Raw genomic sequence first — 15,605 nt, forward strand, 5'->3', positions numbered from 1 at the left:
TGTTAGTAGGCGGGTTTACGCTTTCGCGAAAGCGTAATTATCCCTCTTATAGCAACACATCTTGAGGTAGGTATATCTTAAGATATTCTATCTCACCTGTACGATGAAAAATAGATGTACTTGTTTTATTATCTAGCTCTAGAGATGTAAACTCTTGCGTTTTATCATTAGAATAATGGACCTCAATGCGTGTCTCGTTTGAAATGGTATATATAATGGGCACTTGACAGTAGGTAAAAGAGAGTTCGTTATTTGAAACAGTAATAGTTTGCGGAGTAGCGTGAACGTCTGTATAATTAAAGAGGGCTTCTTGCTTTAAAAACTCTTCTTTGTTTAAAATAGCAGGATTAAAGCCCAGCTTTCCATCTGTAACAGTAATTCCTAGCTCACCAAAACGGCTTATAATATCTTCTTTAACCTGTCCAGTCATACCAGGTTGTTGAGCACCTTTTCCTCCTGGCGTATGAGAGTAGGGGTCTGTAGGGAAAGCACCATAATGTTGTGGTGTTTTATGTACTCCTATACCTTCTGTAATCTCATAATAATGAGCAATGAGTTTACTTGTGATAACTTGGTCTTTGCCCGCACTTATAGATTGAAGTACACACTCTTGACTAGCAAGGGCAAGCTTTGAAACCATATGCCAGTAAATAGAGCCTAAACCTTCATACCCAAAGAAAGTACCTGAGCGCCCTGTAAATGCTTTATGATTAAAGACATTTTCATAAATGGCTAAGATTTTTGTACCCTCTAAATCTATTAGATCTTTATACTTCTCTGTTGTAAGCTTATCTAAGGCATTACTCAGTGCATTTGCATTATTAAATGTGGTGTTAAAGTGATAATTGCCATTACGATCCTTTTCGATAATATCGTGATTACCATCATCTAGAAGTTTCTGTAAAAGAGTAGACTCTTTTACACCTTGCTGGGGTATATGATTTTTTGCTAAAAATTTTGGTAATTCCTTATTTGGATATAGAATATAACTTTGCTGGTCTTCTCTATATAGCGCACTTTTCTTTAAACTATCGAGAACGGCAAGGCTTTGCTGAGGTTGTAAATAGCCAGAACTTAACACAGCAACTTGTCCTTCTAGCATTTCATCCAGATAGCTTATTGAGATTTGATCTGAACGACTTACATCTACAATATTATAAGCGTGATATAAGCCATCTTCCCTCTCGTTAGCCTCTATAGAGTGATCTATGTATGAGAGAGTAACTTTAATAAAGTGTTTTATTACATCTAGCGTTAATGCTTTTTTAATACCTGTGTGTGATTGTGTGTAAATCTGTGTTCTATAGATGCTCGCCGCTTTCCCTAAACCATCTAGTATTGTTTTACGATTATGGTCACTTAAGGAATCTACAAGAAGGGTCTCATTATTTACAAGCGTACTTGTTACGCCCATAAAGAACTTATGTAATTCTTCAGAAATTAATGTCTCAGTGCTTGGGCTATCTTTTAAAACGTTATTAAAAAAACTAAGGAACCTCCTTAGATAATAAAGCGTTACCATAGATGCACCATTACCTACAAGAGCATTATTTGCATCATTCCATTCTGGGCGTTGTGTATTAAGCCAGATACCTGCCTCAGGAATAAGATTAGCTACTTTTGCAAGAACAGTTGCAAGTATTTTTTCAATAAAATTTACATTGTATATAGAACCGCTATTATCAAGAAGTAAAGCACCATCTGCTCCTAGTTGTTTTTTCCTGTCGGTTATTTTATTGTTTAATTTAAAATCAAAATCTATGGTGTCTTTTGGGTTTTTAAGAATGCTATTATAGTCTTTGATTTTATATGGCACATTTGCATAAACAAAGATGTTTTTATTAAAAAGAGAGACTAGTTTTCCAGGTTGATAGCGCTCTATGATCTCAAGAAATTTTTGAAGATAGATTATTTGATGATCTCCCCAGTAGCCTATGTATGACCAAGGGTCATCTTCTTCAATAGTTTCCCAGTCAAAACCACCTTTTGTTACTCTATAGGGGTTATACCCATCAAAGGTTGTTGCATTTAAAAACTTATAGATCATACTCTCTATAAAGGCAGGGTATGATAGGGCAAGGGCTTCCCAGTTTTGAAATATATCTCGCCAGTTACCTTCATAATCAAGAACCTTAGAGCCGTCTTGATCATTTTTTGTATTAATTAAAAATTTGTTCCAAGGCCTACTTGGGTCGCCGTGCCTGCGGCTGAATTTGAGTGGAAGGTACTCTAAGCATAGCCTTTGTAAATGAACGTTTTTACTAGTTGCAATGTGATTATGCAATTCAAATATTGTAAAGGTTTCTGGTAACTCAGATAGTAATTTTTGTTCATTAAGATGTACTTCCTTGTTTGCCTTAGAGAGGTAAGAGGTAAAATCCCATTTTTCTACTTGATAGTTGTTATCTACGATACCACCGCGCATTATATTAAAAAGCGTATTAGAAAAATGACGTGTGTTTCTAAGCTTATCTGCTGTAAGTTGCATAGCATCTGCAGAGTTTGCTAGTTTAAGAAGTTCTTTTGTTCCTTTGTCAATATCTTCTTGAACCAACTCTTTGAGATTGCTAGATGATGCTATACTCTTTTCTATCTCGGTGATGTTACTTATACTTTGATTTGTATTTGCAATCGTCATCCAGTTTTGAGAAGTGCCCGGTTTTAGCGCTACTGTTTGTGTAGCTATATACGCACCACGCTCTGCCTTTACATCTTCTTCTTGCACTACATCTTGACCACTTCTAAAATTATCTAGTTGTCTCGAAGAGACTAGATAAGTAGGGTTACTAAGTCCCAGCGACCATATAATATTACTGCTTAAGGCTTCACTAGGTTCTGCCTTATCTACTATAGTAGCACTTAGTGCATAAATTCCTATGCCAGATTTATGGACTAACTCATTGCGCTTATAAGCATCTACGAGATTACTACTCGCTTTTTGTAATTCTTCACCTACGCTGTATGGTATGATATTTTGTAAGCCGTCTAAAATTGATATTTCTTGACTTTTTTGAGATTGATTAGATATAGTAGACTTTCTTACAAATCCATACTTGTCACTTGTATTCCACTCATAGCGATAGGAGAGTTCAAGGTCCAAGTTGTGTTCTTCAAAGATGAGTTTATTACCATATTCATTTTTATATAGATTACGTTCTATACGATAAAGCCCTTTGTATTTGTTTGAAAATGGTTCCCAGAGCAAGGTCTTATCGCTCATTATGACCTTAACGATTGTGATACTACCCGTATGCTCTATAGACTCGGTAATTTTATCATCTGTATAATATGGAAATAATGCATTATCGGCATTTTTTCTACCAGCCGTTAGACCTCCATTACTAGCGATAAACATCCAGTGATTAGAGTTACTTACCAGACTTATAAAGAATGGTCTCATCTCATCACTATTAGTGATTTTATAGTAAACTTCATTGTCAAAATTTACTAGTTCTCCTTTTGTTTCTTTTTGAGAAACGGTAATAGGAGTACTTCCTATGTAAATAGGTTGGTGTGTCATATGGATGCGTTTTAAGTATCTACACTTTGTGTAAACAGATTGATATAGACTGTTTACATTATATTATAAGTGGGTAGTACACTAAATATATTTATATGTGGCGTTGCTACAAGTGTTAGTTATCTATCCTGTTATAAAGGATTTAATCGTTAGTGCTGTATATACGTACATAGTCTACTACCATTTGCTGTGGTAGGGGAGTAGTATCTACTGGAAAGCCAACAAAGTTTCCGCCTACAGCAACGTTAAGCAACATAAAAAATGGCTGATCATCAAAAACCCAGTCTGCATCTTGCGGGATATCCTCCTTTGCAACTCTATTAAAACGTATACCGTCTATAAAATAATCTATATAAGTAGGTGTCCACTCTATAGCATACTCGTGAAAATCTGCGTCAAATCTATCATCCTCCAGTGTGTAGCTTCCAGATATTGCATTACCACCAGAATACCCTGGCCCGTGTATGCTACCTAAAGTGATTTCAGGTTCTTGCCCCCTCATTTCTGTAATATCAATTTCTCCTACAAAAGGCCACTGCACTGTTGCTGGATCATCATCTGCTTGAGTCTCAATATTACTCCCTAGCATCCAGAACGCAGGCCAGATACCACGACCACCTGGCATTTTAATACGAGCTTCAAAACGGCCATATTGTTGCTCTACTTTATCTTTTGTATTAATACGTGCAGAGGTAAAAGGTGAACCCTGAAAAGTTTCTCTACGCGCTGTAATAATCATATTGCCAGCACCATCTAGAGAGACATTTTCTGGTCTATCTGTATAATATTGCAACTCATTATTACCCCAGCCATTACTACCAGTACCTATGTCAAAATTCCAGTTATCAGTATTTATAGAAGCGCCAGCCTCACCGTTAAACTCATCTTCAAAAACAAGCGTAAGATTTGATAAACCTACATTATTACCCTCATCATCTGTGCAAGCGAGTATGATGGCTAGCACACATAAGGTTGCCGTGATTACTATTATATTATTTTTCATTGCTATTTTTTTAATTACGCTTTCGCGAAAGCGGTATAATTCTTTTTAAAATACACTAGTAGCTATTAATTAAGTACGAGCGAAACGTTGTCTATAACCACCACACCTGTTTCTGCCCCCATATCAAAAAGCACACGTGAGTTTGAACTCCCAAAAGTGCTGGCCTCTAGGGTAAGGGTAAATGTTTGTGTAGTAGTAGTGAGATTTACTGTCTCAATTACAGCCTCAAAAGGAGCCTCATTAAGACCTATACCTGCAATTAAAGTACGGTCACCGTCTGATGAAGCATCAAAAGTTAATGTATATGTTGCGCCTTGTGTTATCTCTAGGCCTTGACTTAAATTTACGTCAAAGGCATTACCAGCGACCATCACATTTGCAAAATTAAAGCTGTTACCACCGTCTTCTTGAACGTTAAATGCGTTGCCAAACCAATCTACCATATCACTCTCAAAGTCTCCATTAGACAAGAGATTATCTCCAGTGTTTCCACCAGTATCTCCACCATCATTTACCGGATCAGATCCTACTACAATAAGGTCGTCATAGTAATATGTAGATCCATCACCTTGTAAATCAGGAATAAATTCAAAAAATAAGATAATACGATCGTAATTAATACTAGGGTCTAGTTGACCAGTAAAGTTAAATAGAAGCTCTTCCCATTCATTTACAGTAGTGGTGTTAATATCTAGTACAACTTGAGAGTCGCCACCTATAGCTTGGTTTTCAAGAGCCATTCTTACAGGGATATCTGCCTTAGGAGATAGCGTTTTTATACTTATAATCTCAGATGCCGAAAAATCTATAGGAGCGTCAAGATTAAGTAATGTCCCTGCAAAAAACTGAGCGCCTACCGTCTTTGTAGTTCTTAGAACAGTTTGTGTAGGGTTAATGCCCGTTGCACTTGGATTTCCTTCTACGGCAGAAGCTGCTCCCTCAAAACCTATAATGTCATAAACTAGTGAGGTAGATTCAAACCCAACAGGAAAAGTTACTTGAGCAGCATCTGAGTCGTCTACATTAGGAGTAGGAGGAAGTTCTTCCATACCTATGCTTAACGAGCCTTGAGCATTAATATCATTAAGTGTTGCAGTGATAGTGGCAACACCGTTAGAACCGTTTACTGTTACAACGCCTAGGTCATTTACAGTAGCAACTGTTTCGTTTGTAGAGTTATAATCAAAATATGCAGATGCACTTTCAACTCGCTGCTCTATACCATTAGGCATATTAAAGGTGCTGTAACCGCCGGTAATAGCTACTTGATTGCCTACAGTAGCTGAGGAAACTTGATCTTGACCTTCTAAAATTGCTGCACTTAATGGCAAAATAGTATTTAAGTTTTCAAACTTTACCTCGTCTATCCATAACTGGTATGATTCTCCATTATTAGAGGCCTCAGCATACCAAAACATTCCACTCTCTTCTGTGAGTTTTGCGGCATTTGGGATAGGGATGAAATACTGTTGCCAGCTTGTACCTACCTCAAGGTTATTTACCTGTGTTCTATAAACTTCTCCTTGAAAGGTTAGTCCAAAACCTATTTGATCAACAATCTCGCCTCTTGATGCTCTTGCATAAAAAGAAAGAACATTGTAGTCTGTTAAGTCTCTACCTATAGCTGTGGTAAAAATCCCACCTGCATATCCTCCTTCTGGATCTGTTGTATTAGGAATATCAAACCTCATTGCTGCACTACCTTCAAAGACAACATCTGTATCGACATCAAAAGCTGTTACTTTAGAGTCTCCAAAGGCCGCATATTCTAATCCTGCACTAAAGGTATCTATAAAGACGTCTCCATTACTTGGGAAAGTGGCCTCTTGTAAATTATCTTCATCTGGTGCGCAACCATAGTTAAGCACTACAAAAAGTGTAGTGAGGAGATAACTTATGTTTTTTATAGTAAGTATCTTTTTCATCTTGTAATTATTTACCAATGTTAATATGTAAGTATGTTCTAATCTCCCACTCATTACCGTTAGGCAAGCCCAAGTCAATAGGGCTCATAAACTCATATCTAGGAGAGAAATTATCTAGTGATCGCCAGGTGTAACGTACTCCTAAGCGAGTATTAGGCAAAATAAACCATCCTGGTTTTCCAAGAGTAGTAGAGAGGTCTACTTTAAATTGGAATGGGTAAGTGAGGTTAAAGTCTCTATGAAAATCAAAAGGACCCCAGTCGTCGATTTTTACCTCACTCATTAATTTAAATTTGTTATACACAACACGTACGTCTGTACCATATCGATAAATAACTCTGTCATCACTACCTCTTGCTTGTCCATTACCTCCAAAAAAGTTTGCAATAACTCCAAAATCTGGACTTATTTTAGAAACTATTCTACCATTAAACTCCCATAAATCTTGTGCAGATGGTGCAGATGCAAATGCCACAGGAACACGACTATCGCCAAAGAATCCAATAGCTGCATCTTGTGTAGTAGGTAAGTGACGATATACAAAGCCTAGACTTGCTGCAAATGGCGCATCTTCTGCTCGGTCATTATCCCACTCGTAAAACCACGTTCCTGGAGTTGGGTCAAAGGTTAAAAGTAACTCTCCGGCTGTTGTCTTTCTATTATCTCTCACAACAAATGGATCTTCTATAATATTTCTAGAGCGAGCAGGAGCTGGAGCTCCAAGTGGAATTGGATCTACAAGAGGCTCTTGCCATAAAAAGTTAGGTGCTATTTGAAAATTACCTATTTGATATGTAAACCCTGTTAAGAAGTTATATTGATTACCGCTTCCACTGTCTTTAAGTCTCCAGCCTGTAAATGTCTTTGTATAATCTGCACCTCCAAATGCCACAAGGCCTTGTGCTGCCCCTTGAGCATACCAGTTAAATTTTCCTCCTGCATAGGTTACTTTTGCTTTTCCTCCCCAGTTATCACCAGCGTCTACCGTGTTTACAAATACATCGGTATTCCCATCTGCATCAGTCTTTACTATTTGATAGTCTCTTCCATTAAGAGGAGATCCACCCCATATACCACCTACTTCAATACTAAAGTTGCCAAATTTTCTCTGGCCATATAAAGTTGCTCTTCTTGTTCTAGGTTGAGGTATTGCTACAGATGATACACCCACACCTGGATCTGCTATGTCTTCGTGAAAAATAGCAGCAAGATTGTACTTACCTACTTGCTTTTGGTACTTTAAAAGTACTGCGGGGTTTGCGCCCCACCATAATTCTGGACCGAATGCTGCTTTTAGTCCTTTGAAATCCTTCTTACCTTCAAATTCAAATCCAAAAGGAGCTACGCCATTATATATGTCAATGTTAGGGCCATAGTTTGCTTCAGGATATAGGCCAAAGAAATCACCTTCATATCCCCAGTGATAGTGTCCAGTTCTATAAAACCCTTTGATCTCGGTATATTTTGTACTCCAGTCAAATTCTGCTTGATAGATTTGTACTCTATTATTATCAGTAAGAACTACATCACCATTGTTAGAATTTACAACGGTAGGTCTTCCTCTGTTTTCAAAAAAGATTTCATCTATAGGATTGCCAGCAACATTTCCTAAAATATTCACCTCTACATTAGCTCTTAAGCCTGGAGTAGGGTTTGCTTCAACACCAACATAATATGACTCCATATTATCAAAACCTAATTGGTCTGGAAAAGTAGTAGGATTGTTTTGGTCTGCATTTTCTGGAGTGGTAATACGTTTACCACCAGTATTAAATGTCGTAAACTCAGCTCTTAATGTGCTTATCTTAATTTTTTCACCTCCTGCGGTTCCAGAAGCTGCTTTGTCACCTCTAGCCCTTAGTACAGCATCCATTATTTGTATTGCATCAAAGTGATTTTTTACACTTGAACTGTCATTATTGCTAGCGTATGGGTTAAAAGTATGAGCTTCTTTTAAAGAATAATAGGCGGCTCTTGGGTACAGGGTGTAAAGACCGTTGATGTTTGTAGGACCTTTTGCACAGATTCCAAACCACTCCTCATTCATATTGTTTTCACCTTCTATAAAATCATAAGTGTACCCTCCATTAGACCACGAGGCATTATTATCGTGTATATCTAGATTTTTAGTTTGGCCGTACTTCCACCAGCCATCACTAAACTGAAATGTAAAACCTCCTATTGAGTTTTGCGCTTTATTTAGACCAGCTGCATTTTCATAAATCTCTTTCCAGTTACCCAGCATATAGTAAGCCTGAGCTTTTTGATCTTCTTGATTTTGGATTGCATTAAATGCGTCTGCTCCAAATTCTGTAAAGAGTAAAGGCTTTCCGTACGTAGTCTTAACTCTTTCAAAAGCATCTCCAAAAGAAACACCTCGATACATATTTGTTCCATAAATATCTACATCAGGACATTCTTCTGCAATAATATTTAAGAATAATAAATCGCCATTACAAAGTGCTATAGGCTTGTCTTCTATAATTTCCTTCATAGCAACCGTAGCTTCATTAAAGAGCTCGTACATTGCTCGAGCCCTTGGCTTTACTCGGCTATTTGCTTCAGGAATATCTTCTGTTTCTGCACCATCCCAAAAAAGACCGTAGTTATTTTCATTACCTAACAAGTATAATAGCAGGCCTCTTGTATTTTTGAAGTCTTTAGCCATTTGAGCTGTTTCTTTTAATAAGACTGCTCTTACATCTGGATTACTATAATCTGTATTAGGTTTCCAAGTTCCGTTTATGGTGAGTCCATAACGGCCAAAGGGGTGATTAATCATTGTATAAATACCATAGTTGTCATATATATAGGTTACCCATCTAGGCGGTACCCCGACGTATTGTCTTATTGTATTTACCCCCATATTTTTAAGCAACTCCATTTCAGGGTCTAAAGCGGCTTTTATTACATCATCAGACTGTTTCCAGAATTGATATGAGGTGGTAGCGACAGTTTGGCCTACTGGGATGTAGTCCCAGTTCATACCATTAATGATAAATGGCTCACCATTAACCATTAATTTTTGTCCATCACTATCATTATTTATGGTAACTGTAGTGCTTTGTGCAAATAAAGCTAGTGAGTTCAAAATCAAAAATATGCTCAACATATAATGTTTCATACAGCGATTGTTTTATGTTTGGTTTAAAATAATAATGGAGAATTTATTCTCTAAATATTTTTGTTGTGTTAATCGTTATGTAAAGATATTGTTAAGATGAAGACTATTTGTTAGTTCTTAGTAAACAAAAACTATACACTCCTCTGCAAATAGTTGTAATGATTAAGAATATCACTTTAATTAACCCGTATTGTTGATAATAAAGAGGTTTTGGGTCTTGATTTTAACGATATTAAAGTTAGAGTTTTTTCGTGAAATTCAGATTTTCAAAGTGATGATGTAGTAATGTTGTGGTGATTATTCTACTTGTATAGGTCTTTCTTTGTTATTTAATGCAGGTTTATGGATATTGATATCACGGATATGTGCTATTAGTAAGGTTTATAATTAGACACAAAAAAAGGCTAATTTCAACATAGAAATTAGCCTGTATAGTTTTAGTTTTTTCGCGAAAGCGAACTATTCAAAATATGAAAACGTCTCACCATCTTCTATAGTAAGCAGCGTTTCATAAATAAGTTTTATAACATTCTCGACATCTTCACGATGTACCATCTCAACAGTAGTATGCATATATCTTAATGGTAATGATATAAGAGCAGAGGCTACGCCACTACCACTATAAGCAAATGCATCTGTATCTGTGCCCGTAGCGCGAGAGAGGGCAGCTCTCTGGAAAGGAATCTCTTTCTTCTCTGCAGTCTCTGTAATACGGTCACGTAGTTTTTGTTGTACAGCAGGAGCATAAGCAACTACAGGGCCTTTGCCTATCTCTGCGTGTCCCTGTTTTTTCATATCTATCATAGGTGTTGTAGTGTCGTGAGTAACATCTGTGACAATGGCAACATTTGGTTTTATACGTTCTGCAATCATTTGTGCACCACGTAGTCCTATCTCTTCTTGTACCGAGTTTGTGATATAGAGTCCAAAAGGTAGTTTCTTTTTATTCTCGTGTAAAAGTCTCGCTACCTCTGCAATCATAAAGCCACCAGCGCGGTTATCTATCGCTCTACACACAAATTTATCGTCATTAAGAATATGGAAGGTGTCTGGATATGTAATTACACAACCTACGTGTACACCCATTTTTTCTACCTCCTCTTTATCTTTTGCTCCTATGTCTATAAAGATATTGTCAGGTTTTGGTGCTTCTTCTTTTGCTTTGTTACGAGTATGTATTGCTGGCCAACCAAAAACTCCTTTTACAATTCCGTTTTTAGTATGCACGTTTACAATCTTAGAAGGTGCAATCTGGTGATCACTCCCGCCGTTACGTATTACATATATAAGACCATTATCTGCTATGTAATTTACATACCAAGAGATCTCATCTGCGTGACCTTCTATTACAACCTTATATTTTGCCTCTGGATTTATTACCGCAACCGCAGTACCGTAGGTGTCTGTGATAAACTCATCTACATATGGTTTAAGATAATCCATCCATAATTTCTGTCCATCCCACTCATAGCCTGTAGGAGCTGCGTTATTTAGGTAACTCTCAAGAAAGTCTAGAGACTTTTTATTTAAAATGCTTTTTGAAGCCATAGAATAATATTTTTTTTAAAAGTAAGAATATTAACCAAGAGTTAATGACGTTATAGCACTCTAATCTTTAATTTTGGAATGATTTTAGCTTAAAGCGAAATAAACAAATGCGCATATATACATACATTATAATATTATTATTCCCTTTTGCGCTAGCTCAAGCGCAAATCACAACAAGTGATACCACAGCCACAACAACCGAATACTATATTATAGAAGGCGACACTATACCTAGGAGCTCTATAGATCTCAATGAGGTAATCGTTTTCAAAAGACTAAAATTTAAAAATAATACAGAACGTAGGCGTTACCTTATATTACGTCGTAAAACCAGAAAAGTGTTCCCTTATGCAAAGCTAGCGGCAGATAGGCTAGTGGCGCTCAATGAAAGACTAGATTCTATAGAAGGTAAGCGCGCAAGAAAAAAGTACACAAAGATTATACACAAGTATTTAGAAGGAGAGTTTTCTACAGAGCTCAAAAAGTTAACCAGAACCGAAGGTCAAATACTTATTAAACTGATCCATCGTCAAACAGGAGAGACAGCCTTTGATCTTATAAAGAGGCTGCGTAGTGGATGGAGAGCCTTTTGGTATAATACCACAGCAAGTGCTTTTGACCTTTCACTTAAAAGAGAGTTCAATCCAGAGCAAGAACAAGAAGACTATCTTATAGAAGATATACTACAGCGCTCTTTTCAATCAGGCATACTTGAGCCACAGCCTACAGCGCTAGATTTCCAATTCTTAGAATTGTCCAATAAGTGGAAGTCAAATAAAGTAGAGTAGAGTAGTACTTATATATTATACTATTTAATAGTGTAGCGTACCTTTTACGCTTTCGCGAAAGAAAATCCTCGATTATTTCCCCTCCATAGTATACGTTTAATTACTGCAATATTAGTCTCATTCTAAGAGAAGATATAATTCATATGGTTAAGGTTAAGAAGGTCAGTGGTTTGTAAATTATTTTAAAATTTATTTAAAAAATACTTGTCAGGCTTGAACTTCTGTGTATCTTTGCCGTCCGTTTAAATGTGAGCGGTAGTTCTTATAAATGTTTGTTTAATTGGCTTTAAAATTTATTTCAAATTATTTTCAAAAGATAGTTTGTAAAGTCAAAAAAGGTTGTAGTTTTGCAGCCGCTAACAAATGGAGGTTTATTTGTAGGAGTTGTTCTTAGAATTATTGTTTTTATTGCTTCAGAAAAAAATAATTTTTTTTCAAAATAAAGTTGTCAGTATTAAAAACAGTTGTATATTTGCACCCGCTTAGAGAGACAGTAACACATCTAGCGAAGTTCAAGTAATTTTTTTTGAATGTTTTGGAAGGATAAAAAGGGGTTCGATTCCTCTTGCATTAACATTGATTTTCTAGTTTTTAGGGATTAGGAAAAGTTCATTGACTTATTGAATTGACAGCGCGTATTAATATCTTCGGGTATTATTACAAAGAATTTGAAAACTAGAAGTTTATTATTGACCGGATATTTCGAGTTGTGAGGAGTTAATATTATTAACAACACACGATGAAGAGTTTGATCCTGGCTCAGGATGAACGCTAGCGGCAGGCTTAACACATGCAAGTCGAGGGGTAACAGGAGTAGCTTGCTATTTGCTGACGACCGGCGCACGGGTGCGTAACGCGTATAGAATCTACCTTATACTGGGGGATAGCCTTTGGAAACGAAGATTAATACCCCATAGTATTATTTTTTGGCATCATTAAATAATTAAAGTTTCGGCGGTATAAGATGACTATGCGTTCTATTAGTTAGTTGGTAAGGTAACGGCTTACCAAGACTTCGATAGATAGGGGTCCTGAGAGGGAGATCCCCCACACTGGTACTGAGACACGGACCAGACTCCTACGGGAGGCAGCAGTGAGGAATATTGGACAATGGAGGCAACTCTGATCCAGCCATGCCGCGTGTAGGAAGACTGCCCTATGGGTTGTAAACTACTTTTATATGGGAAGAATAAGATCTACGTGTAGATTGATGACGGTACCATAAGAATAAGCACCGGCTAACTCCGTGCCAGCAGCCGCGGTAATACGGAGGGTGCAAGCGTTATCCGGAATCATTGGGTTTAAAGGGTCCGTAGGCGGGCATATAAGTCAGTGGTGAAAGTCTGTGGCTTAACCATAGAATTGCCATTGATACTGTATGTCTTGAATTATTGTGAAGTGGTTAGAATATGTAGTGTAGCGGTGAAATGCTTAGAGATTACATAGAATACCGATTGCGAAGGCAGATCACTAACAATATATTGACGCTGATGGACGAAAGCGTAGGTAGCGAACAGGATTAGATACCCTGGTAGTCTACGCCGTAAACGATGGATACTAGTTGTTTGGCCTTCGGGCTGAGTGACTAAGCGAAAGTGATAAGTATCCCACCTGGGGAGTACGTTCGCAAGAATGAAACTCAAAGGAATTGACGGGGGCCCGCACAAGCGGTGGAGCATGTGGTTTAATTCGATGATACGCGAGGAACCTTACCAGGGCTTAAATGTAGTCTGACAGCTTTAGAGATAGAGTTTTCTTCGGACAGATTACAAGGTGCTGCATGGTTGTCGTCAGCTCGTGCCGTGAGGTGTCAGGTTAAGTCCTATAACGAGCGCAACCCCTGTGGTTAGTTGCCAGCGAGTAATGTCGGGAACTCTAGCCAGACTGCCGGTGCAAACCGTGAGGAAGGTGGGGATGACGTCAAATCATCACGGCCCTTACGTCCTGGGCCACACACGTGCTACAATGGTAGGGACAGAGAGCAGCCACTGGGCGACCAGGAGCGAATCTATAAACCCTATCTCAGTTCGGATTGGAGTCTGCAACTCGACTCCATGAAGCTGGAATCGCTAGTAATCGGATATCAGCCATGATCCGGTGAATACGTTCCCGGGCCTTGTACACACCGCCCGTCAAGCCATGGAAGCTGGGGGTACCTGAAGTCCGTCACCGTAAGGAGCGGCCTAGGGTAAAACTGGTAACTGGGGCTAAGTCGTAACAAGGTAGCCGTACCGGAAGGTGCGGCTGGAACACCTCCTTTCTAGAGCTTGTCCCTGTTATTGTGCGTTATGTATTTTATGTATGTAGCTATATCTTTAATAAACAGCAAACGACTTACAGCCGAATGGTTAGTAATAGGTTTTGGTTTTCAATAGCTGTCGATTTAATTATTAATAAGGAAGTAGGAATTGAGTAAGTAAGAATTAGTTTTTACTAACAATTACACTTAATTGCTATAGACTATTAAGACAGTCTCATAGCTCAGCTGGTTAGAGCGCTACACTGATAATGTAGAGGTCGGCAGTTCGAGTCTGCCTGAGACTACTTTTTATGCTTTCGCGAAAGCTTTATAAATCGTGACGTTCATACGTATTACATTTTGAAGGAAATTTTAGAAGTTGAGAATCATTACTTCGTCATTCGAAATCTGATGTCATCATCTTGATTTCATAGAAATGGGGGATTAGCTCAGCTGGCTAGAGCGCCTGCCTTGCACGCAGGAGGTCATCGGTTCGACTCCGATATTCTCCACATCAGCTATCAATTTTAAATTGTTAGCGATTAGTTACGAGTTTACTTGTAATTAATACCGTTCATTGACATATTGGGAAATAATTAAAGAATACGAGAAGTCGTGTATAGCCTAGCCGCTATATACGCAAATTAATAATAATATGAATAACTCATTATAATATAAAGGTTTATGTATTTTATACATAAGCCCTTAAAAGAGCAATTAAGTACAATAAGCTAATTAAGGGCGTATGGGGAATGCCTAGGCTCTCAGAGGCGATGAAGGACGTGATAAGCTGCGAAAAGTTGCGGGGATCTGCACACAAGAATTGATCCGCAAATATCCGAATGGGGCAACCCGGTATATTGAAGATATATCACCAGAAATGGGGCAAACCCGGAGAACTGAAACATCTAAGTACCCGGAGGAGAAGAAAACAATAGTGATTCCGCTAGTAGTGGCGAGCGAACGCGGATTAGCCCAAACCAGTAATGTTACGGCATTGCTGGGGTTGTAGGACCACGTTATTTTGTGCTTTATGAACTAGAATGCTTTGGAAAGAGCAACGATACAAGGTGATAGTCCTGTATAGGTAAAGACAGTTACAGATAGTGGTATCCTGAGTAGTGCGGGGCACGTGAAACCCTGTATGAATTTGTGGGGACCATCCCATAAGGCTAAATACTCCTGAGAGACCGATAGTGAACCAGTACCGTGAGGGAAAGGTGAAAAGAACCCTGAATAAGGGAGTGAAATAGAACCTGAAACCATACGCTTACAAGCGGTCGGAGGTCTTTGGACTGACGGCGTGCCTTTTGCATAATGAGCCTACGAGTTACTTTAACTAGCAAGGTTAAGATTTTTAGGATCGGAGCCGTAGCGAAAGCGAGTCTGAATAGGGCGGCCATAGTTAGTTTGAGTAGACGCGAAACCGTGTGATCTACCCTTGGGCAGGTTGAAGCT

The 15,605-nt window shown here is 38.2% G+C and carries 6 protein-coding genes, 2 tRNA genes and 2 rRNA genes (1 of these 10 running past the window's edge); 5 read left to right on the forward strand and 5 right to left on the reverse strand.

All coding sequences use genetic code 11. The features are described from left to right. Positions 1 to 46: 46 nt before the first annotated feature. The 5 genes from I597_RS07945 to I597_RS07965 all read right to left on the reverse strand — a co-directional run bounded on the left by I597_RS07945 (position 47) and on the right by I597_RS07965 (position 11,120). Positions 47 to 3,520 carry a hypothetical protein gene (locus I597_RS07945; RefSeq protein ID WP_035328191.1) on the reverse strand — a complete coding sequence of 1,158 codons (3,474 nt, stop codon included), beginning with the start codon at positions 3,518 to 3,520 and terminating at the stop codon, positions 47 to 49. Positions 3,521 to 3,662: 142 nt separating this feature from the next. Continuing rightward, positions 3,663 to 4,523, reverse strand: coding sequence for a glycoside hydrolase family 16 protein (locus I597_RS07950; RefSeq protein ID WP_035328193.1), 861 nt, complete (start codon positions 4,521 to 4,523; stop codon positions 3,663 to 3,665). A gap of 65 nt (positions 4,524 to 4,588) precedes the next feature. Then, positions 4,589 to 6,448: an Ig-like domain-containing protein gene (locus I597_RS07955; protein ID WP_052111972.1), complete on the reverse strand. Its 1,860-nt coding sequence runs from the start codon at positions 6,446 to 6,448 to the stop codon at positions 4,589 to 4,591. A gap of 7 nt (positions 6,449 to 6,455) precedes the next feature. Beyond that, positions 6,456 to 9,572: a glycoside hydrolase family protein gene (locus tag I597_RS07960; RefSeq protein WP_035328195.1), complete on the reverse strand. Its 3,117-nt coding sequence runs from the start codon at positions 9,570 to 9,572 to the stop codon at positions 6,456 to 6,458. A gap of 459 nt (positions 9,573 to 10,031) precedes the next feature. Beyond that, positions 10,032 to 11,120 (reverse strand): M42 family metallopeptidase, encoded by a 1,089-nt coding sequence (locus I597_RS07965; RefSeq protein ID WP_035328204.1) that lies wholly within the window; start codon positions 11,118 to 11,120, stop codon positions 10,032 to 10,034. 107 nt (positions 11,121 to 11,227) lie between these two features. Between I597_RS07965 and I597_RS07970 the strand changes: the two genes are divergently transcribed. From I597_RS07970 to I597_RS07990, 5 genes are all read left to right on the forward strand, one after another. After that, the gene (locus I597_RS07970) at positions 11,228 to 11,908 is read left to right on the forward strand and encodes a DUF4294 domain-containing protein (RefSeq protein ID WP_035328207.1); all 681 of its coding nucleotides are present in this window, start codon (positions 11,228 to 11,230) and stop codon (positions 11,906 to 11,908) included. Between the two features lie 736 nt (positions 11,909 to 12,644). Then, positions 12,645 to 14,168, forward strand: a 16S ribosomal RNA gene (locus I597_RS07975). 210 nt (positions 14,169 to 14,378) lie between these two features. Beyond that, positions 14,379 to 14,452 (forward strand) — tRNA-Ile (locus I597_RS07980). Positions 14,453 to 14,585: 133 nt separating this feature from the next. Next, positions 14,586 to 14,659, forward strand: a tRNA-Ala gene (locus I597_RS07985). 213 nt (positions 14,660 to 14,872) lie between these two features. After that, positions 14,873 to 15,605 (forward strand): 23S ribosomal RNA (locus tag I597_RS07990) (it continues 2,095 nt past the right edge of the window). The 16S and 23S rRNA genes sit together here with 2 tRNA genes alongside, the layout of an rRNA operon.

The organism is Dokdonia donghaensis DSW-1 (genome assembly GCF_001653755.1).
Classification (GTDB): Bacteria; Bacteroidota; Bacteroidia; order Flavobacteriales; family Flavobacteriaceae; genus Dokdonia; species Dokdonia donghaensis.

Coding starts and splice junctions, on each gene's coding strand:
- I597_RS07950 (WP_035328193.1), bottom strand. CDS start 4,523: ATGAAAAATAATATAATAGTAATCACGGCAACCTTATGTGTGCTAGCC.
- I597_RS07965 (WP_035328204.1), bottom strand. CDS start 11,120: ATGGCTTCAAAAAGCATTTTAAATAAAAAGTCTCTAGACTTTCTTGAG.
- I597_RS07945 (WP_035328191.1), bottom strand. CDS start 3,520: ATGACACACCAACCTATTTACATAGGAAGTACTCCTATTACCGTTTCT.
- I597_RS07955 (WP_052111972.1), bottom strand. CDS start 6,448: ATGAAAAAGATACTTACTATAAAAAACATAAGTTATCTCCTCACTACA.
- I597_RS07970 (WP_035328207.1), top strand. CDS start 11,228: ATGCGCATATATACATACATTATAATATTATTATTCCCTTTTGCGCTA.
- I597_RS07960 (WP_035328195.1), bottom strand. CDS start 9,572: ATGAAACATTATATGTTGAGCATATTTTTGATTTTGAACTCACTAGCT.